Origin of the sequence: Dyadobacter alkalitolerans DSM 23607, from assembly GCF_000428845.1 — a bacterium.
GTDB lineage: Bacteria > Bacteroidota > Bacteroidia > Cytophagales > Spirosomataceae > Dyadobacter > Dyadobacter alkalitolerans.
Genome location: NZ_AUAS01000004.1, coordinates 384,652 through 403,757 on the forward strand (window position 1 = coordinate 384,652; position 19,106 = coordinate 403,757).

Genomic DNA, 19,106 nt, shown 5'->3' on the forward strand with positions numbered 1-19,106 from the left:
TAAACCGGTTTCAAAATTGATATGAAAAAGAGGCCGCTACTTACCGGCATCCAATATGGCTTTGATCGTCTTGTCGGTTGCGCTCGGTGCCGAGGCGTTCCTGGATGCAAACTTACCATTAGGACGGATCAGTGAAAAAGTGCCCGCGTCCAGTGGGTTCAGGCGGAAAAGCAGGTCCATCATTTGGTTGGCGTCCATGAATAAATGTGTGCCTTTGAGCTTGTGCCGCACAATGTATTGCCTCAGCAATGCCTCGGCAGGAACGACTTCATCACCCGATAAATGCAGGAAAAGGAACACGACATCTTCCGGCACATTCGCCTGTAATGCAGGAATATAGTCGAGTTCTTCGCGGCTTTTAGCGTCGTCCAGGTTCCATTTTACGAGATACACGGTTTTGCCTTTGTATTGATCCAGAACGCGATTAAACCAGCTTGTGCCGCGGTCATTGGAAGCTGCCAGAAAATAGCCCGGTAATGCTTCGGTCGGCTCGGTTTTTACATTCTTATATTCCACAATTTTGCGGATATCAGCACTATCCTTTACTTCCAGACGTACGATTTCATCCAGCGATTCATGGAATACAGGCAGACTGCTCCTTGACTGAATATGGCTATTCAGTTGTAGTTGTTGTGCGTAGGTAAATTTGAAAAGGTTTTTAGCCAGATAACGGATTTTGAGAAATTCGGTCGCTGTGCTGTCAAACAGATCCGCATAAATACGGCTCTCACGCTCATAATTGAAAAGAATGTTCAGCACCGTTTCATTTTTTGCAAAGAGTTTATTCAAAAAATCCAGGTCAGTTTTCTCTGCCAGGCCATTGGCATTAATGTCATTCAGGCGCTGCCTTTCCGTGGGAGTCAGGTTCGCCGCATTGTCTTTTATCAATGTAGCCATCAGACGAACGGGCAGTGAATTTGTTTTGCTTGGATTTGTGTATTTCCGTTCCTCCACTTTCAGGTCGGCATAGTTACCAAAGCGATTAGCCCAGATCACGCGCTGCGCAGTCAGCGGCGGCTCGGAAAGGCGTCTGAGGCTGTCGAGCAGCACCTTACTCACATCCGTTTGGTTGCTCAATGCATGTTCGTACAGGATCTGCAACTGTTCTTCGTCCGTGATCGACTTAGCCCATTGAGATAATGTAGGAGAAGGCACCGTGTTGGCTGCGGCTTGTTTCACGGCGGAAAGTCGCAGGGCAGCGCGTTGCTGTGCGATCTCGCGGGCGCCGGAAGCACTGTTTTGCCAGAAATTTTTGAAAAAATTGGCGCCTAAGTAACTGTTCGCTGCCAGAAGCTTGTTTTCAGCAGCCAGATATTGAGCATACTGATTGTTCGCATCCGCATTTACGCCTGCAAAATAAAATAGCTTTGAAGCCTTAGCAATCGAATCGCCGTCAAATGTGATCTCGACCGTGCCTGGTGAGCCCAGGAATGTTGTAAAAGCTTTTCCACCGTAATCCAGATAAAATTCTTCCTGTGGAAAAAGGATAGGAAGCGACACCCGGAAACTTCCGTCAGCTTCCAGGGGCGTCTGCTTGCTGAGCTCAGATTGCGGCTGTAAAATATTGTTTCTTGAAAATGTAATGACAGGAGCCTGCCGGTATAACCTGCCATTCAGGTTTAATATGCGCCCCTTAACGATCAGGGAATCAGTGGAAGCAGAAGAGAATGTAAAAAAGCCTGAGAAAATAATCGCCAGACCGATGAAGCGCATGCCCATACATTAGTAATTTATCAATTTAAAAACATTAAGCCCTGTCCTCATTCTCAGGCAGCTGCTCAGAAACGCCATCTTCGTAGCGCACATAAATGCCATGGTAACGATCCTGGACCTTGTAATCTTTTCTCAAAGGGTGACCATTCCAGTCCTCAGGCAACAGAATCCTGCGCAGATCGGGGTGTCCTTCAAAATGAATGCCCATCAGATCATATGCTTCTCTTTCGTGCCAATCGGCTGTACGCCAGATGCTTGCCACGGAAGAGACAACGGGCAGGGGAGCGCCTTCCGCACTTCTTGCAAAAACTGTTTTCAGCATCAGATCATGCCCGTATGGTATGGATGTGATATTATAGATCAGCTCCATCGTTCCAGCAGCCAAGCCAGTGTCAATGGCCGTAACACAAGCCAGAAAATCAAAATACAAGCGGTTGTCCCGATATAAAAAATCACAGATCTCGTGGATATCCGTCACGGGAACAATCAAAACAGGCTGAGGCCCTTTTGTGTCCGTTTCGAAATTTCTATCCGAAAAAGTAGTAATTACCAGCTCCGAAATTTCCTGAAAAATCATTATAATCAATTAATTAGACGGTTGCGGTTTCAGTTGCTTCCATTTCCAGAAAGAGCTCCGGAGCGAGCGGGTGTTCGCCTCTGATTTTTTCCTGCAACTTCATAAAACCACCGATCAGGGCCTCGGGTCTTGGCGGACAGCCAGGAACGTATACATCCACCGGTATTATTCTGTCGACACCCTTTACAACGTGATAACCATGTTCCCAATAAGGCCCGCCACAATTTGAACAGCTGCCCATCGAAATAACGTAGCGCGGTTCGGGCATTTGTTCATACAATCTCCTGATCCGGTCTGCCATTTTAAATGTCACAGTTCCCGCCACAATCATCACATCCGACTGGCGCGGGGAAGGGCGGGGTAGTATACCAAAACGTTCCAGATCATAGTTCGAAGCATATGCAGCCATCATTTCAATCGCACAACAAGCAATCCCGAAGCCCATCGGCCAAAGAGAAGACAGTCTCGCCCAATTCATCAGATCCTCAGCATTTGTAAGAATAATGCCTCCGTCTCCCGTTTTTATTTTATCACTCATCCTATATTGTGCTCCTAAAAATCCAGTGGTACAGATATTGCTTGTTAAGCTACATCAATGTATACAAAAGTAACCATATTTAGCTAAAATCTGTTTCAAGCTTTCATCTGGAAGCCATTCAACAACACAACTCTATGAAAAACAAATTACTTTTCAGCGCCATTCTGGCTATGTTTATTTTCACTAATGTGCAGGCCCAAACCGACAGCACCGTGCGGATGTTCAAGAGTGGTATGGCCATTTACGCCGAATTCGGATTGCTTCCCAATAACAAAACCATGCGCGAACAACTTGACAGGTTGCAGATTAAGCCTTTCACTTCCTTCATGGGGTCAATCGTCCTTGCCAAACGGACCGAATCCCAGCGCTGGTTTACAGAAGGCCGGATTATTATCATGAACAGCACCAATTATACAACGGATAAGGATCAAAGAAAAGCATATCTCAACGGCATCGGTATCGGAACAGACGGAGGGCCGAAATTGGTCAACAACCGTCGCTGGAATGTGCTGGTTCCCATCGGTTTTGACCTGATGTTGTATCAACTGAAAATCAAAAGCAACCAGACTGCAACCATTGGCCAGGTAACGCAAAATCCGCAGTCATATCAACCTGTAAGGCTCCGGACAGGGAATATCAACTTCCACGCTGGTATCGGGGCTGATTATAAAATGAATGTATTACCCAAATGGCACGATCAGGTTTATCTGAGCGGAAAAGCATCGTATCATTTACCCTTGCTGGGACGTAGAAAATGGAAAGGAGAGGACGTAACGATCAGCGACTTGTCGTCCCTGAAACTTAACCAGGTTTACCTGCAATTGGGTCTGGTGTTTTTCCCGAAGAAGGATGCGAAAATGTGGAATGGAATGGGAAAACATCACTGACATCCCATATCTTTTTTGCGTAAGTCATCCAGCTGCCTTTCCAGAATTTTAATATAGCTGTCTTTCTCTTCAATGGCCCGGATCAGGGCAGATTGTCTTCCCTTGGGATTCTCCGTAATATCGGCATCCCAAGGGTTTTTCTTGGCTTTTACATCTGAAATCAGCTCATCGACAGACACTTCTAAAATCTCAGAAAACTTTTTGAGCTGGTCGATCGACGGGCGTGTTTTACCTCTTTCAATGTCCGAGTAATTGGGTTGTGACATCCCGCTGAGAAACGCCATATACGCTTGAGTAAGTCGTTTTTCTTCACGTTTGGTGAGCAGGTTATTCGCAAATATGTTCATAATAGTGTGTTGAAAGTATTTAAGCACGCAAGCTATTCGGTGCGCAAAATCAATATTTTTTCCATTTCAACCAAGCCCAAAATTCAATTATAAGCACCGGTTATATTTTATAAGCATAAGCTATTGACTTATAAGCACAGCTTGTTGGATTGAAGTATCATTACAAAGCAATTTTGCAAACCATCCAAGAGTCGTTCGAAATAGTACGGCGGGAGGTGGGGTTTAACACATGCTTTTATATGAAGACACATTATCAAGCAGCTGGGACTGCGCTTTTTGGAATTATGACAATTTTCCTGATGATTCGTTGTTCAAGTGGAGATTTGTCAGATTCTTCTTTGACCAAACCAGAGCTCAGCATGGGCAAGTTTTTTGTCGATGAGCGGGCGGCTGTGAAATTGCTCTCCGGTGTGCATTCAATTGAACAAAATGCCCGAACAACCGAAAGTCGGGAAAGAAGAATTGAAGAAGTAAAGAGCTTTAAGAATGAAAAAGGCAAAACAGTCTTCTACATTATAAATTACGAGGATAGAGAAGGGTTCGTAATCTTGTCGGCTGATAAGAGGTTGAAACCAATTTTGGCATTTTCAGAAGATGGATCCTTCGACGAGAAAACCGACAATCCTGGAATTCAGCTTTGGTTTGATGTTATTAAAAAGAATTTCAATGGCGCGCAAAGGAAATCTGAGGCTCACATCGATGTTATTAACCATTGGGCGCAACTCGAACAAAATCTGCGAGGCGGTCGCATTTTAGACGAGCCAATCAACACGCCGGAGCTTAGTTGCGAATGGTTCGTGACGCATCCGTTGCCTGCGAACTCGACAGTTACCCATTTGACTGCGAATCTGTCCACATGGAAACAAGGGACTGGTTATAATGCATATTGCCCGGCAGGCGTTGCTGTAAAAAATTGCAAAGGAGATTATGAATGCTCAAAGGCACCAACCGGTTGCGGCCCGGTTGCAGTTGCACAGATTTTAAAGTTTCACCATAAACCTGTGACAGTTAATGGCCATGCCTATTCATCGGCGATGCTTAATGCTATGCCTAAAAATGCACCCGCTCAATGCCAGCCTAGCAACGCAAATCACATTAACTTAGCACAGCTGATACGCGATGCCGGGAAAGATATGGATGCAGTTTATAATACTATTGTTCCTGCATTGGGCATCCCTATGTCCGGCTCAGGGTGCCAGACCTGGAGTGTACCCGGACATATTGATAATTTTTTTGCAAATCGAGGTTTTACTTCTTTTGATAAAGATTTCTTTGGTAATGCTGCAACTGTTAGTGAGGAATTGCGGGCAAGCAGACCAGTTATAGTTTTCGGCTCAAACTGCGCTGCTTGTGCTGCAAATCAGCACATTTGGGTCATGGATGGCATAAAGGATTTGTATGCAGTTTTTAATGACGCCAATGGCTACTGTTATGAAAATCACTCCATCTATTATCAAATGAATTGGGGCTGGGGGGATATTTCCGAGAACAATACGTGGTTTTCTTATACAGGCATCGTAGGAGCGGGTACCCTATATAACAGTTCAAATATGCGAGCTTACATAATTAAACCTTAATATACTTCTATGCGAACTTTCATACTGATATTGTGTATCAATCTGATGTTTGGGTGCCATCCTAAAAATTTAGGACCTCGTGGGGATGTTATCGGTAATGGCGGCGATGGCATTACGGGATACTGGAAAATGACAAAATATGAAGTTAAAGGAAGTGATATGCCTTTGGATAATGTCTCGCAAATGTCATTTCTAAAAACGCAGATCGGTTTTATGCAAAACGATAGTCTAAAAACTCCTTTTTACAAGCAAGGGACCGGCTATCGGGTATTCTCATTTTACGACGTAAATATGGATAGCACCTCCCGCTACTTAGGCATTTTATACGATTACGGGTACAACAAGAAGACGAAGCAGAGTGCATTCTATTACAGAATGGATGAAACGAACGGATTCTTAGCAGTCATTGATCAGAATGTTACTGCGGGACTGACAACCAAGATTAAGTTGAGTAATCTAATGAAAAGCACCGTATACAAACCCGAACTGGATACATTGGGATATACCTACGAGCCGACAGCTAAATTTGAATGAAGTTGAGGGTTATGTTGGCATTTTGTCATTGATTTTGAGAACCTGTTCTTATCAACACTAACTTTCCTTATGAAACATGACAAAATTTGGAGTCATTTTGTTATAGTGGTGGGCTAAAAAGGTTCTATAAAATAATGAAGCAAAGTGGAAAGCAGGACAAGCTTGAAGCCTCTGATTATCTGCCAGAAATAGGAGGTGCTGCGGATACGGTCATGTTTTTCTACACCAGTGCAATGCTTCTTTGATTATATAGATTTGGCAGGCTCTTGAAATTCTGTCTGAGAGGGAAGAAGTATTAATTTTAGATCACTAAGGCTGCTTTTTACCATACCGCTCATTAACATTGGCATATAGGTCTGCCGGAACAGGCGAATCAATGACAGGAATTTGCGGTTTTGGCCTTACCCAGTCGAGGTAACCTTTGCCCCAGGCGTAGGCGAGGCCGAGGATGAGGATTCCGATGAAGACGGTCATTTCGGCGAGGGCGAACCAGCCCCATTGTCCGTTGGTTTGGGTGATGAGGTCTTCATTTCCGAAAACAATCGCCCAGGGAAACAGGAAAAGCAGCTCGACTTCAAATAAGACAAAGATCAATGCAATCACATAAAAACGCACATTGAACTGAATGTTGGCATTTCCCAGGGGATCTTCGCCTGATTCATAGGTGGTCAGCTTTTCTTCATTTGGCCGGTGAGGTCGCAGGAGTTTGGCAATGGTAAGCATTAAACCCAGCAAGGCAATTGCTGTAATGATGAAGAGTAGGATGTAGCCAAAATCAGAGATCATAGTCCGGGGCTCGTTTTTACAAAGCTACTGATTTTAGTCTTTTGACGTTAATTCAGGCTTTAAAACGTTTTAAGTGGCAAAGAGGAGGCTTGTAACTTAAAGACTTAGCCAAATAGTTCTTACGCTCAGCCCGATTACCAACGCACCGATAATCAGCATCAAAGGTTTGCGCTTTATTTTTCCAACGAGCATCGCACCAAAGGGAGCAGCAATAACGCCTCCAATAATAAGACCCGAAACAACTTGCCAGCTGCTAACTCCCGTGAAAATGAGAAATGTAACACCGCTGGCAAATGCAATCACAAACTCAGCCGCATTCACGGAACCAACGGTGTAGCGTGGATCGCGGCCCTGGCCAAGCAATGTTGAAGTAACGATCGGTCCCCAGCCGCCGCCGCCGATGGAATCCAGGAAACCGCCTGCTGCTGCCAGGATGCCTATTTTCTTGGTTTTGTTTTTAACCAGATTCTTTTGCAATGCTTTCCTGATGATGATAAGGCCCAAAATAAGCATGTAAGCCGCAATGTAAGGTTTAACTAAATCGCCATCAATCACGTCTGAGAGCAGATAAGCACCTGTCACCGCGCCCAGCACGCCGGGGATCAGCAGACTTTTAAAGAGTTTCTTATTGATATTTTTGTAACGAAAATGCGAGATTGCGGAAGCACCGGTCGTAAACATTTCTGCCACGTGCACGCTCGTGCTGCTGATCGCCGGCGGAACGCCCAGGCTTAGCAAAAAAGATGTGGATGTAACCCCATAAGCCATGCCCAAAGCGCCATCCACAAGCTGTGCGGCCAGACCTACCAACAGATACAATGCAAAATCGCTACCAATAAACGCGCTTACATTCTCCTCACTAACCGAAAATGAGCCATTGAAAATAAATAGCGCAGATAATATGACCACGATGCCCGCGGGGACAATGTACCAGTTGGATATTGTAGGCAGTTTAAGTGAGAGCACTTTTGTAAGCATTACTGTTGGATTTTGGAATCGCCGTTGAACAGGAAGTTACAAAAGTAGTAAAACTATTTAATCTACGTAATTAATAGATTATTAAAATTTGGTCAGCTTTTTAGTTTACCAGATAATTTTTAAAAGTGAAACGCCTTGGGCGGGTAAACTGAAATCAAGCTTAATTTGCTCTTTCTCAACATTAACCCATTGCGGCGAAGTCAATGTTTGTAATTGACCGGCGTGTTCCAATGTTGCGATCTGCTCCGCCGTCGGCTTTTGCGGTGATCCCATTTTTTTCCAGACTTCATACGCATTGCTATGCTCCTGATCAATGCGGTAATGCTGCACCTGAACGCGTTTTGCCTTCACGCCATTGAGCTGAACACTTACCGGAGAAGCTTCGACGATCTTGTTGTCGTCATGATAATTCCAGACCATAACAGCCGCTTCACGGTCATTTTTGGTTGCGAAAGCATTGATATCCCGCTCGCCACGAACGCTTTCTTTTCTTAGTTTTTCAAAATTATAAGCTAGATTTTGCTTCACCTCCACGCGGTTTCCGTCCATCATCCCAAACATTCTAAAAACATTCAAAACGGGCTTATCGACACCATTCGTCGCCAGATCGCGAAATCCGCGGAACCAGGGCTGGTCTTCAAATTCAAAGGCCCACGTTACCGCACCGAGCAAATTGACGCCGCGCGCGTCGGCGAGCTCATGCTTTCGGGCAAATGATGCAGCTGTATAGCTGGAATACATGGTGCCGTTCCGGTAAGCATTTTGGGGATGCAGATCTTCCGAGCAAGCCGCACAGCCTTCGGGATCGGATTCACCAATGATTATCGGTAGGTTTTTAAGGCTGGGGTAGGAGGCCACGATCTCGAAGCCTTTGTCAATGTCGCGCAGCTGCGTGCCCATATCCATGCGCACAATGCCGTCCACGACCTTAGGATTGCCTTTTGCATGAAAGGTGATGACGTCGAGCGGCGAGCCTGTTTTGCCTGTCACATAATTTTTGCCGCTCACGACATGATCCAGAAAAGTCCTGAAAAACTTGGCAGAAACCTCCCAGTTTGGGCCTGTAACTTCCGGTCCGCCTATTTTCGCAGTTGGTAATGCACGCTTCACGGCGTCGGCGGAATAATCGTAAAGTTTAATGTATTCCTCCGTTGTACCTTTCCAGTAACTGATGTTGGGCTCGTTCCAAAGCTCCCAATACCAGGATTCCACTTCGGCCTGGCCATATCGCTTCACCGAATGTTTCACCCATTGGAACACCAGCTCCGCAAATTTTTCATAATTGTTAGGCGGATAAGCCCAGCCTGTGTAAATGTCGTTATAATCATCGCCCGGCTTCCAATGATGGCGGTAAGGCTGTGGTTTGGACGATAATGCTTCGGGCATGAAGCCAATCTGCGCGATCGGTTTCATGCCTCTTTCTATGTAAGTATCAAAGATTTTGTCAACAATGGTCCAGTCATAAACCGGATTTCCCTTTTTATCCTCAGTATAAACATTCGTCGAGCCCCACTTCAACGCCGCCACACCATCACCCGTTACAAACATGCTATGTGCCCGAACATAAACCGGCACCTTGCTCAACTGCGAAATCTCCGTCAGCAATTTCTTCCCATCCTTCATATAAGTATAATTCGGCTCATCATACCCAAACCAAGCCCAAATCGGCTTCGCCCGGCCGTTTTCGACGGCAAGATTAACTTCGATAGTGACGGGTTTTTGTTTACTTTCCTGGGCCTCAACAAAAGAAGAGCCAACAAGTAACAGAGTTAAAAAGAGTAATTTTATGGTCGACATGGGCTGCGAATTATTGCAATAAGCAAAAGTTGGTGATTCGCATTGGTAAGGATAGCCGACAGAAAAACTACTAATCCTGCCTAACAACTTACCAATTCCCAGCCCAAAAACTCGCCCCCTCGAACCCACTCTGCGCCAGCAACTTTGCAGCCTGCGCGCTTCTCTTGCCGGTTTGGCAGTAAAAAACGATGGTTTTGTTTGGCGGTAATGTGGGAAGAATGTCAGGGATTTCGGATAAGGGAATGTTAATGCCGCCGAAGTTGTCGGCTTCGAATTCGTTGTATTCGCGGACGTCGACAAGGTGGATCTGGCCAGGGTAGGAGGCTTCGATGCGTTCGAATTCTGCGAAGGTTAGTTCTTTGACGTTGGATTTCGGATCTGCTTTTGCTGTGTCTGCCTTTGCGAAGTCTGTCTGGGTTGATTCAGAGGCGGATGCTGGAATGTTACTGGATCTTGTGAAAGTAAAAATGTTAGTGGTGTTGGTTAATGTATTTATGATCAGCAGTTTACCGGATAACGGTTCTCCTATTTCACAAATGATTTTAATGGCTTCGTTGGCCATGTAACTTCCGATAATTCCAGGTAAAATGCCGATTACGCCGGCTTCGGCGCAGTTGTCGCCTTCTTCGGCGTCGGGGAAAAGGCAGCGATATGTGGGGCCGCCTTTGTAATTAAAGACAGAAACTTGTCCCTCGAAACGCAGGATGGAACCGAAAACGAAGGGTTTACCTAGTGCTACGCAGGTATCGTTTACGAGATAGCGGGTTGGGAAATTGTCGGAGCCGTCGATGATGAGATCGTAGTTGCCAATGAGTTGCCCTGCGTTATCTTCCTGTAAACGAACGGTATAAGGCGTGAGCTGTACGAAGGGATTCAATGCTTTGAGCTTTTGGACGGCGGTAGTGACTTTGCTTTGGCCCACATCTGCGGCAGAATACAAAATCTGGCGATGCAGGTTGCTTAAATCCACCACGTCATCATCCACAATGCCAATGTTACCAACACCAGCCGCCACCAGATATTGCAGTACCGGGCAACCCAGACCGCCCGCGCCAACGACAAGCACTTTGGCCTGTTTCAGCCTTTCCTGGCCAGTCAGGCCGATTTCCGGCATAATAATCTGCCGACTATAACGCTTCCTTTCTTCCTTTTCAAACATTGTATTTTAATTTCTATGGCACAAAAACCGTGTCCCAATCCTTCCAAACCGGCTCATAACCCTTTTCCCGGATCATTGCTGCAATCTGCGCGGGCGAGCGCTCGTCTGAAATTTCAAACTGTTCAAGCGACTCAGGTTCAACGGCATATCCACCCGGGTTGGTTTTGGAGCCGGCACTGATTGACGTAACGCCCAGCTGAATGCAATGATCACGAAACTGCTCAGATTCGCGCGTTGAAAGTGAAATTTCAACTTCCTCATTCATGATTCGATACGCGCAAATCAGCTGTACAAGCTCCCGGTCTGTCATTTCTACCTTTGGTTCGAGACCGCCGGAAAATGGCCGCAGCCTGGGAAATGATAAACTATAACGCGTTTGCCAATAGGTTCGTTCGAGATATTGCAGGTGGACGGCCGTAAAAAAACTGTCCGTCCGCCAATCTTCCAGCCCGATTAAGACCCCCAAACCCATTTTATGAACGCCTGCCTGTCCCAACCGGTCGGGCGTTTCGAGCCGGTAATTGAAATTTGATTTCTTGCCTTTTGGATGATGCTTTTTGTAATCTTCCTTGTGATAAGTTTCCTGGTAAATCAGCACAGAATACAACCCCAAAGCGATTAGTTCCTCATATTCAGCGGTTTCCAGCGGCTGGACTTCCATGGATATTTGTGAAAAATAAGGCCGTATCAACTCAATCACTTCCTTGAAATAAGCCGTGTGCACGGTTTGGTTTGCTTCTCCGGTTACGAGCAAAACATGGTCGTAACCCAGCGATTTGATCACATTCACTTCGCGCAAAATCTCTTCTTTGGAAAGCGTTTTTCGCCGCACTTTGTTGTCTAGACTGAACCCGCAATAGGTGCAAATGTTGGTGCATTCATTTGATAAATACAGCGGAATGTACATTTGCATGGTTTTTCCGAAGCGTTTTTGGGTCAGTTTGCGGCTGAGCTGCGCCATCGGTTCCAGAAAACGGGCCGCTGCCGGGGAGATGAGTGCTTTGAAATCTTCCAATGTTCGTTTTTGCGCCAAAAGTGCTTTTCGGACATCTTCTGCCGTTTTAGAATAAATGCTGGCTTTGACCTGATCCCAATCATAAGCCTCGAATTTGTCCTTAAAGCTCATCCAAAAATGCGGTTAAAGGGCTGCTAGCCACGGCAAAATTTTCCTGATTTCCCAATCGCGCCTCAAACGCCATACGCCCTGCGATCACCGCCATTTTGAATGCCGCCGCCATCGCCACCGGGTCGCCAGCAACTGCAATTGCCGTGTTGACCAAAACCGCATCCGCACCAATTTCCATCGCTTTCGCAGCATCAGATGGCGAGCCGATTCCCGCGTCCACAATGACAGGCACATTGCTTTGCTCAATGATAATTTCCAGAAAGTCAATCGTTTTCAAACCCTTATTACTGCCGATCGGTGAGCCCAAAGGCATTACAGCGGCCACGCCAGCTTCCTCCAATCTTTTGCATAAAACCGGATCTGCATGAATGTAGGGCAGGATTACGAACCCGAGCTTTGCAAGTTCCTCGGCTGCTTTGAGCGTTTCAATCGGATCGGGGAGGAGGTATTTTGGATCGGGGTGGATTTCCAGTTTGAGCCAGTTTGTTTCTAATGCTTCGCGGGCCAGCTGCGCCGCAAAAACTGCTTCTTTGGCCGTTCTGACGCCGGAAGTGTTCGGCAGCAAATGAATGTGCGGATGTTTCAAATGCAAAAGCATATCATCCTGCGCATCATGCACATCTATCCGCCGCAGCGCAACGGTCACCAGTTCCGAGCCGGAAGCCAGCAACGCTTCTTCCATCAACGCGGCAGAACTGAATTTCCCAGTCCCGGTAAAAAGCCGAGATTCAAATGTTTTATCTGCGATTTTTAACATAATATTTCTTCAAGTTTTTGGACCGTTTCCTTTGGATCTTTTGATTGGATCAATGCAGAAGACATGGCGACACCGTGTAAGCCAGCGCCTAGTAATGCCGGGACGTCGTCCGGCAGGATGCCGCCAATGGCTATTATTGGGATTTCTTTTTTTGCCTCGGCAAGCCTTTGCATCAAATCACGATAACCTTCCAGGCCCAGGATTGGGCTAAGATTTAGTTTGGTTTTGGTAAATCGGAAGGGGCCTAATCCAATGTAATCTGCTCCCTCATCAATTCTTAAAAGAATGTCTTCGAATGTGTTGGCTGTGCCGCCGATGATCATGTTGTCACCCATGATTTTACGGGCTTCTGGAATGGGCATGTCACTCAGCCCGAGATGCAGACCATGTGCAGAAATCGCTTTGGCAATGTCTGGAAAGTCGTTGATAATCAGTTTGGCGCCATAAGTGTCGCACAGTGCTTTGGCGGCTTGGGCCATTTCTAAAACAAGTTTTTCCGGCTCATTCTTTACACGCAACTGGATCCATCGGCAGCCGGCTTCCAAAGCAAGGCTAATGCTTTCCAAATGGCTAAATTCTTGTGACTGATTAGAAATAAATTGCAGCTTGTCAATTTGCTGCACATCTGATCTCATTTGCCGGGGGCTTAAGCCCCCGGCAATGTTTTTTTTGAAATCTGGATCTGATGCAGTTGTTTTTAAATCTAATTTCATTTGCCGGGGGCTTAAGCCCCCGGCAATGTTTTTTTTGAAATCTGGATCTGATGCAATTGCTTTTGAATCTGATTCTATTTGCCGGGGGCTTAAGCCCCCGGCAATGTTTGAAAATTTGAAATTGGGAGCATGCCAGATTGCTCCTAGTAAGGCAGCGCCGTCGAAGTTCATTTTCTGAATTTGGCTTATGTTGGAATGATCAATGCCTCCGATCGCGATTACTTTCACCGTCTTCTGTTCATCATTTAAATACATATCATCGCCAATGATGCTTGAATAGCCTTTCTTGGAAATGCTATCGAACACTGGACCGAAGAATGTGTATTCAAAGTTGTCGGAAAGATCAGCCAGCTCATCAATGGCATGAACAGATGTGCTAAGCTTAAAACCTGCGTCTTTTAATTTTTTCAGCATAAATTCCGGCGTTTCCTTCCGCAATGATTCCGGGAAGTGAAGCCTGGTAATTCCATATTGCGCCGCGAGTTCGTGATGGGAATGCAGGGCTATTTTAGAGTAAAACACTGGATTAATCTCAGCAATCAATCGGTTCAAATCAAGTACATTACAAGCAGGCTTGCGCAGGTGCAGGCGCTGCAAGCCGTCCCGAAAAAGCGCATTGATCCGTTCGGCTTCATTGGGGATGAAATCTGGATGGGATATCGCGATCAGTTCCATATTCTTAAAGAGCTGATTATAGATAGATCTGGCTGCCCAGACTGGCGAACTCCCGCGATTTTTCCTCCATGCCTTCCGCAATCGCCTCTTCGTTCAGGCCATTTTCGTCCGCATAGTCGCGCACGTCCTGCGTGATTTTCATGGAACAGAAATTGGGTCCGCACATGGAGCAGAAATGGGCGATTTTGGCGCCTTCGGCTGGTAAGGTTTCGTCGTGGAAGGATTTGGCCGTTTCGGGATCGAGGGAAAGATTGAACTGATCCTCCCAGCGAAACTCGAAGCGCGCTTTGCTCAATGCATTATCACGATATTGCGCGCCCGGATGCCCTTTGGCAAGATCCGCGGCGTGCGCAGCGATTTTGTAAGTGATCACGCCGTCCTTCACATCTTTTTTATTCGGCAGTCCCAAATGTTCTTTCGGAGTCACATAACAAAGCATCGCCGTTCCAAACCAGCCGATCATCGCCGCTCCGATAGCAGACGTAATGTGGTCATAACCAGGTGCAATGTCTGTTGTTAAGGGTCCCAATGTATAAAACGGCGCTTCCTGGCAATGTTCCAGCTGCTTCTCCATATTTTCTTTGATCAAATGCATCGGCACGTGACCCGGACCTTCGATAATGGTTTGCACGTCGTGCTTCCAGGCTATTTTTGTCAGTTCGCCTAATGTTTCCAGCTCGGAAAATTGTGCGGCATCATTTGCATCCGCAATGCAGCCTGGACGCAAACCGTCGCCGAGCGAAAAAGCGACGTCATAAGCCTTCATAATTTCGCAGATCTCCTCAAAATGCGTGTAAAGGAAATTTTCCTTGTGATGCGCCAGGCACCATTTGGCCATGATCGAGCCGCCGCGGGAAACAATTCCTGTGATCCTTTTGGCCGTAAGCGGAATGTAGCGCAGCAAAACGCCGGCATGAATCGTGAAGTAATCCACGCCCTGTTCGGCCTGCTCGATGAGCGTGTCGCGAAACAATTCCCAGGTTAAGTCTTCGGCCTTGCCATTCACTTTTTCCAAAGCCTGATAAATCGGAACGGTGCCGATGGGGACGGGCGAGTTACGGATGATCCACTCGCGGGTTTCGTGAATGTTCTTGCCGGTTGAAAGATCCATGATCGTATCTGCGCCCCAGCGGCAGGCCCAAACGGCTTTTTCAACCTCTTCTTCAATAGTCGATGACACCGCTGAGTTGCCAATATTAGCATTGATTTTAACCAAAAAATTACGACCAATGATCATCGGCTCGCTTTCTGGATGGTTAATGTTCACCGGAATCACCGCGCGGCCGGCTGCCACTTCGGAGCGCACAAATTCGGGCGTTATAAAATTGACGGGCATATTTGCCCCAAAACTATGACCGCGGTGCTGGTGTGAAAGCGAACCGGCTTTGCCATTCAGTTCTAACAAATTTTCCTGGATACGCTGATTTTCCCGGATCGCAATGTATTCCATTTCGGCAGTGATAATGCCCTTTTTTGCATAATGCAGTTGTGACACATTCGCACCCGATTTGGCCCGAAACGGCTTGGTAATGTGCGCAAAGCGCAGTGCATCCAATGACGGATCCGAAAGTCGCTGCTGTCCGTATTGCGAGCTGATGCCTTCCAACTGCTCCACATCCTGCCGCGCCTGAATCCACTCTGCACGCAATGCAGGCAATCCTTTTTTTACATCGATTTCAACACTGGGATCTGTAAAAGGGCCACTCGTGTCGTAGACTGTGACCGGCGCATTTTTCTCCACCTGGCCTAGCTTTCCATGCAAACGCGTGTCGGTTAGTGCAATCTCCCGCATCGCAACGGACACATTGTGCAGGCTGCCTTTTACGTAAATTTTCCGTGAATTCGGGAACGGGTCGGTGGTCACACTGCCGCTTTGTGGCGTTTTTTCGGTTTTCATAAAATGTTGGATTAAGGATAAAACAAATGGGGAAGAATGGAGGCTAGCCGCCTTGCGTGGCTGTGATCAGCATGACGCGGTCGTGCGGTTGCAACGGGTGCGCTGCCCACGCCGTTTTAGGAATAACCGACTGGTTTACAGCGACAGCGATCCCTTTGGCAGGATCCGGGAAAAGAGCAGAAAGTAATTGCTGGACCGAGAGCGGTTCAGAAAATTCACGCGATTGACCGTTGATGATAATTTCCATTCTGAATAATGTTTTTGAGAAAAACTTCAGGAATGGACCTTTTGGAAGAAAGATACATTGAGATACGATAGCAGTATCTCTTACTTTTCCCTTCGGCAGTACTAACTGCATCAGGTTCAAAGGGTATTATCTCAGTCCGCATTTCGGGACACCCCTAAAGTTTGGACAAAGCTATCGCAAAAAATGTATTTTCAAAAATTAACCAAAGAAAACACCGCGAAACGAAGCAATGGAAGCACTTTTATTTTAAGAATTATCGGGTAACTTTAAGGTCATATTTACCAATTATATCGAACCTACGTTACTTGATGGATCTTATTATCAGAAGCGCTGCTCCAAAGGATTTGCCATCCCTGTTAGAAATTATTAATCACGCCATTCTTAACACCACTGCGATTTACGATTACGAGCCCCGGACGCTGGACGAGCAACGGGAATGGTTTGAGAAAATGTTCAATGACGGCATGCCGGTCATCGTTGCAGAAAGGGAAGGAAAAGTGATTGGTTATGGCTCTTACAATATTTTCCGGCCGAAAATCGGCTACAAATTCAGCGTAGAACATTCCATTTACCTCGACGAAAAATCAAGGGGTTTAGGTGTGGGAGGTAAACTCCTTGGCAGCCTCATCCAACGAGCCCGAGAATCCGGCCTTCACAGCATGATCGCCGGCATAGACGCCGCTAACCGCGGTAGCATTGAATTTCACAAGAAGTATGGATTTGTGGAGAAGGGTTATTTGAAGGAGGTAGGATATAAGTTCGACCAATGGCTGGATCTGGTTTTTATGCAGTTGTTGTTGGAAGAAGATTAAGGGGTTAAATCGCGGAGCGATGCAACATTGGTAGCAAGGAATGAACACCGAATATATAAAATCCCGGAGGGATGTAACAGCGTGCACGTCGTTACACCCCTCCGGGATTTCCTGTTTTAGATCCGTTCATGGTTTGCTACCGATATTTATCCCTCTGGGATTGGCGTTTTGCTAGGCTCCTATGGCGCTCCCCCGCTTACACGCACCTCTTATTTTTTTGGTGAACTTTTTTGCCGTTAACATATTGATGTTAACCTCTTAAAAAGTCAATTCTTTCGTTTCAATTCTCTTGTTTTAATTGTTGTCATATGGCGTTAACTCGCGGTGGATTCTAATCAATTTATATACATGGGCCCTTGGAAAGCAGCTTTCTTTACGTTATCAGTTGTCCTAGTTATGATTGTTATTATGTCGGCATATGTGATTATAGGCCAGTCTTACAGTTTAGCTTATATTAGAGATAGCCGGCTTGGATTCAAAAGTGACTTGTTAACGCTGTCAGAGATTATTAATTCAAAAGATCAGTCAAAGACCGGTATAGTTGAAATTTTGGGAAATCGCGAAATTGTTGACAAGCAAAGTCGTCGGACAGACACTGTTCAATTGAGGCAAATTATCTTGATTTTTAAATTTGAACAGCTCCACAAGGTGGTGCCGTTAAGTGATTAACCAAGTAATAACGCGGTACATCATAAATGAAGTATATATAGTCCCGGAGGGGCACAATATCGGTAGCAAATGAATGGTCGCTATAATGTAAATCCCGAAGGGATGTAACAGCGTGTACGTCGTTACATCCCTCCGGGATTTCGTATTTTGGATAGGTTCGGGGTATGCTACCGATATTTATCCCTCTGGGATTGCCTTAATGTGCCCTTCCAGTCTCCACATAAGTCTCCTCATCCCCAGTCGGTTTGCCTTGCCACCAGGATGCCAGAATGGATCCAGTAATGTTCATTAATGGCCCGAAAATCGCGGGCGCTAGCCCTACGGTGGCCATTTTCCCCATTTCTTTTGCTATACCGGATGCTAAGCCACCATTTTGCATGCCTACTTCTATGGCGATGGTGCGGCAGTCGCGCTCGCTCATTTTGAAGAGCCGGCCGGACCAGTAGCCTAATGTGTATCCTGATAAATTGTGGATTAGAACAAGTAGCAGCAGTGTTGGTCCGATGGTGAGCAGGCTGTCGCGGCCGGCGGCGGTGATGATGACGATGATGAAGGCGATGCCGGCCATGGAAACGATCGGCATGGCGTCGTCGAGCCACTTGGCTTTGCCGCTGAAAAATTTATTGAAAAGCAATCCGGCGCCGATGGGGATGATGACCATTTTGATAATGTCCCACATCATGTGCAGGGTGTCGATTTGTACAAATGCACCTGCTAATGCGCTCATTAGCAATGGCGTCACAATAGGAGCGAGCATGGTGGAGATCGCCGTGATGGTGATCGATAATGCCAGGTTTGCTTTGGCCAGATAGGAAATTACATTTGAGGCCATTCCGTTTGGTGAACAGCCGATGAGGATGATTCCGGCTGCAATTTCGGGCGGGAAGCCGCTTAGGTTTGCCAATGTAAATCCAATGGTTGGCATAATGATAAAATGGCTTACCACGCCAATCAGCACGCCCTTTGGCATTTTTACAACCCCCACAAAATCCCCAAAGCTCATTGACGTCCCCATTCCGAACATAATGATCTGGATCAGAGGCGTGATTAATGCTGCCAATTTGAAGCCGTTGACCGTTTGGAAATGCTGCGGATAGTAGAGGGCTGTGGTTACGGCGGCGAAAATGACAGTTGTATACGTGAAACCTTTCAGTTTTTCAAAACCCCGGAAACTAACGGCTAATGCCAGAAAAAAAGCAATGAAGAAGGGACCGGCTTGCGGCAGGTTTCCGGAGAGCGCAAGGAAAAGCGCAACGAGAAGACACAGACCTGCGACACCGGCGAGTAGCTTGTAAACATTCATATAATTGTCGTTAT

The 19,106-nt window shown here is 46.3% G+C and carries 18 protein-coding genes and 1 riboswitch; of the genes, 4 read left to right on the forward strand and 14 right to left on the reverse strand.

All coding sequences use genetic code 11. From position 1 onward, the window contains the following. Positions 1–36: 36 nt before the first annotated feature. From G395_RS0110200 to nuoB, 3 genes are read right to left on the reverse strand one after another with little or no spacing between them, the layout of a single operon-like run. The gene (locus G395_RS0110200) at positions 37–1,713 is read right to left on the reverse strand and encodes a hypothetical protein (RefSeq protein ID WP_229204124.1); all 1,677 of its coding nucleotides are present in this window, start codon (positions 1,711–1,713) and stop codon (positions 37–39) included. 34 nt (positions 1,714–1,747) lie between these two features. After that, positions 1,748–2,290: an NADH-quinone oxidoreductase subunit C gene (locus G395_RS0110205; protein ID WP_026629954.1), complete on the reverse strand. Its 543-nt coding sequence runs from the start codon at positions 2,288–2,290 to the stop codon at positions 1,748–1,750. Positions 2,291–2,303: 13 nt separating this feature from the next. Further along, positions 2,304–2,828, reverse strand: a complete 525-nt coding sequence (nuoB, locus tag G395_RS0110210) for an NADH-quinone oxidoreductase subunit NuoB (RefSeq protein ID WP_026629955.1) — start codon at positions 2,826–2,828, stop codon at positions 2,304–2,306. A 134-nt stretch (positions 2,829–2,962) separates the two neighbouring features. On the opposite strand from nuoB, the gene G395_RS0110215 reads away from it, so the two are divergent. After that, positions 2,963–3,715 carry a hypothetical protein gene (locus tag G395_RS0110215; RefSeq protein WP_026629956.1) on the forward strand — a complete coding sequence of 251 codons (753 nt, stop codon included), beginning with the start codon at positions 2,963–2,965 and terminating at the stop codon, positions 3,713–3,715. Here G395_RS0110215 and G395_RS31090 read toward each other — a convergent pair. Then, complete coding sequence (locus G395_RS31090; RefSeq protein WP_051350102.1) at positions 3,709–4,062, reverse strand: helix-turn-helix domain-containing protein; 354 nt, start codon at positions 4,060–4,062, stop codon at positions 3,709–3,711. The genes G395_RS0110215 and G395_RS31090 overlap by 7 nt on opposite strands. Positions 4,063–4,301: 239 nt before the next feature. Between G395_RS31090 and G395_RS0110225 the strand changes: the two genes are divergently transcribed. Both G395_RS0110225 and G395_RS0110230 read left to right on the forward strand, forming a co-directional pair. Further along, the gene (locus G395_RS0110225) at positions 4,302–5,639 is read left to right on the forward strand and encodes a C10 family peptidase (protein ID WP_026629957.1); all 1,338 of its coding nucleotides are present in this window, start codon (positions 4,302–4,304) and stop codon (positions 5,637–5,639) included. 9 nt (positions 5,640–5,648) lie between these two features. Further along, on the forward strand, positions 5,649–6,173 hold the full coding sequence (locus G395_RS0110230; protein ID WP_157486641.1) for a hypothetical protein: 525 nt from the start codon (positions 5,649–5,651) through the stop codon (positions 6,171–6,173). Between the two features lie 309 nt (positions 6,174–6,482). Here G395_RS0110230 and G395_RS0110240 read toward each other — a convergent pair whose 3' ends face one another. From G395_RS0110240 to thiS, 9 genes are all read right to left on the reverse strand, one after another. Next, positions 6,483–6,959 carry an NADH-quinone oxidoreductase subunit A gene (locus G395_RS0110240; RefSeq protein WP_026629959.1) on the reverse strand — a complete coding sequence of 159 codons (477 nt, stop codon included), beginning with the start codon at positions 6,957–6,959 and terminating at the stop codon, positions 6,483–6,485. 96 nt (positions 6,960–7,055) lie between these two features. After that, a complete protein-coding gene (locus G395_RS0110245; protein WP_026629960.1) occupies positions 7,056–7,937 on the reverse strand; it encodes a sulfite exporter TauE/SafE family protein in 882 nt (293 codons plus the stop codon). A 105-nt stretch (positions 7,938–8,042) separates the two neighbouring features. Then, on the reverse strand, positions 8,043–9,734 hold the full coding sequence (locus tag G395_RS0110250) for a GH39 family glycosyl hydrolase (protein WP_026629961.1): 1,692 nt from the start codon (positions 9,732–9,734) through the stop codon (positions 8,043–8,045). Positions 9,735–9,822: 88 nt separating this feature from the next. Beyond that, the gene (moeB, locus tag G395_RS0110255) at positions 9,823–10,893 is read right to left on the reverse strand and encodes a HesA/MoeB/ThiF family protein (protein ID WP_026629962.1); all 1,071 of its coding nucleotides are present in this window, start codon (positions 10,891–10,893) and stop codon (positions 9,823–9,825) included. Positions 10,894–10,906: 13 nt separating this feature from the next. Further along, positions 10,907–12,019, reverse strand: a complete 1,113-nt coding sequence (gene thiH / locus G395_RS0110260; RefSeq protein ID WP_026629963.1) for a 2-iminoacetate synthase ThiH — start codon at positions 12,017–12,019, stop codon at positions 10,907–10,909. Beyond that, positions 12,009–12,776: a thiazole synthase gene (locus tag G395_RS0110265; RefSeq protein WP_026629964.1), complete on the reverse strand. Its 768-nt coding sequence runs from the start codon at positions 12,774–12,776 to the stop codon at positions 12,009–12,011. Before G395_RS0110265 ends, thiH begins: the two co-directional genes overlap by 11 nt. Further along, positions 12,770–14,164, reverse strand: coding sequence for a thiamine phosphate synthase (locus G395_RS31645; RefSeq protein WP_084439540.1), 1,395 nt, complete (start codon positions 14,162–14,164; stop codon positions 12,770–12,772). Before G395_RS31645 ends, G395_RS0110265 begins: the two co-directional genes overlap by 7 nt. A 16-nt stretch (positions 14,165–14,180) precedes the next feature. Beyond that, complete coding sequence (gene thiC, locus G395_RS0110275; RefSeq protein WP_026629966.1) at positions 14,181–16,061, reverse strand: phosphomethylpyrimidine synthase ThiC; 1,881 nt, start codon at positions 16,059–16,061, stop codon at positions 14,181–14,183. A 43-nt stretch (positions 16,062–16,104) separates the two neighbouring features. After that, positions 16,105–16,308, reverse strand: a complete 204-nt coding sequence (gene thiS, locus G395_RS0110280) for a sulfur carrier protein ThiS (protein ID WP_026629967.1) — start codon at positions 16,306–16,308, stop codon at positions 16,105–16,107. 70 nt (positions 16,309–16,378) lie between these two features. Next, positions 16,379–16,474: riboswitch (TPP riboswitch) on the reverse strand. Between the two features lie 142 nt (positions 16,475–16,616). On the opposite strand from thiS, the gene G395_RS0110285 reads away from it, so the two are divergent. Continuing rightward, positions 16,617–17,120: a GNAT family N-acetyltransferase gene (locus G395_RS0110285; protein ID WP_026629968.1), complete on the forward strand. Its 504-nt coding sequence runs from the start codon at positions 16,617–16,619 to the stop codon at positions 17,118–17,120. A gap of 865 nt (positions 17,121–17,985) precedes the next feature. On the opposite strand, the gene G395_RS0110295 is transcribed toward G395_RS0110285, so the two are convergent. Beyond that, positions 17,986–19,092, reverse strand: coding sequence for a bile acid:sodium symporter family protein (locus G395_RS0110295; protein WP_026629970.1), 1,107 nt, complete (start codon positions 19,090–19,092; stop codon positions 17,986–17,988). Positions 19,093–19,106 lie beyond the last annotated feature (14 nt).

Coding starts and splice junctions, on each gene's coding strand:
- G395_RS0110265 (WP_026629964.1), bottom strand. CDS start 12,776: ATGTTAAAAATCGCAGATAAAACATTTGAATCTCGGCTTTTTACCGGG.
- G395_RS0110240 (WP_026629959.1), bottom strand. CDS start 6,959: ATGATCTCTGATTTTGGCTACATCCTACTCTTCATCATTACAGCAATT.
- G395_RS0110230 (WP_157486641.1), top strand. CDS start 5,649: ATGCGAACTTTCATACTGATATTGTGTATCAATCTGATGTTTGGGTGC.
- moeB (WP_026629962.1), bottom strand. CDS start 10,893: ATGTTTGAAAAGGAAGAAAGGAAGCGTTATAGTCGGCAGATTATTATG.
- G395_RS0110285 (WP_026629968.1), top strand. CDS start 16,617: ATGGATCTTATTATCAGAAGCGCTGCTCCAAAGGATTTGCCATCCCTG.
- G395_RS0110250 (WP_026629961.1), bottom strand. CDS start 9,734: ATGTCGACCATAAAATTACTCTTTTTAACTCTGTTACTTGTTGGCTCT.
- G395_RS0110245 (WP_026629960.1), bottom strand. CDS start 7,937: ATGCTTACAAAAGTGCTCTCACTTAAACTGCCTACAATATCCAACTGG.
- thiS (WP_026629967.1), bottom strand. CDS start 16,308: ATGGAAATTATCATCAACGGTCAATCGCGTGAATTTTCTGAACCGCTC.
- thiC (WP_026629966.1), bottom strand. CDS start 16,061: ATGAAAACCGAAAAAACGCCACAAAGCGGCAGTGTGACCACCGACCCG.
- G395_RS0110295 (WP_026629970.1), bottom strand. CDS start 19,092: ATGAATGTTTACAAGCTACTCGCCGGTGTCGCAGGTCTGTGTCTTCTC.
- nuoB (WP_026629955.1), bottom strand. CDS start 2,828: ATGAGTGATAAAATAAAAACGGGAGACGGAGGCATTATTCTTACAAAT.
- thiH (WP_026629963.1), bottom strand. CDS start 12,019: ATGAGCTTTAAGGACAAATTCGAGGCTTATGATTGGGATCAGGTCAAA.
- G395_RS0110215 (WP_026629956.1), top strand. CDS start 2,963: ATGAAAAACAAATTACTTTTCAGCGCCATTCTGGCTATGTTTATTTTC.
- G395_RS0110225 (WP_026629957.1), top strand. CDS start 4,302: ATGAAGACACATTATCAAGCAGCTGGGACTGCGCTTTTTGGAATTATG.
- G395_RS0110205 (WP_026629954.1), bottom strand. CDS start 2,290: ATGATTTTTCAGGAAATTTCGGAGCTGGTAATTACTACTTTTTCGGAT.
- G395_RS31645 (WP_084439540.1), bottom strand. CDS start 14,164: ATGGAACTGATCGCGATATCCCATCCAGATTTCATCCCCAATGAAGCC.
- G395_RS31090 (WP_051350102.1), bottom strand. CDS start 4,062: ATGAACATATTTGCGAATAACCTGCTCACCAAACGTGAAGAAAAACGA.
- G395_RS0110200 (WP_229204124.1), bottom strand. CDS start 1,713: ATGCGCTTCATCGGTCTGGCGATTATTTTCTCAGGCTTTTTTACATTC.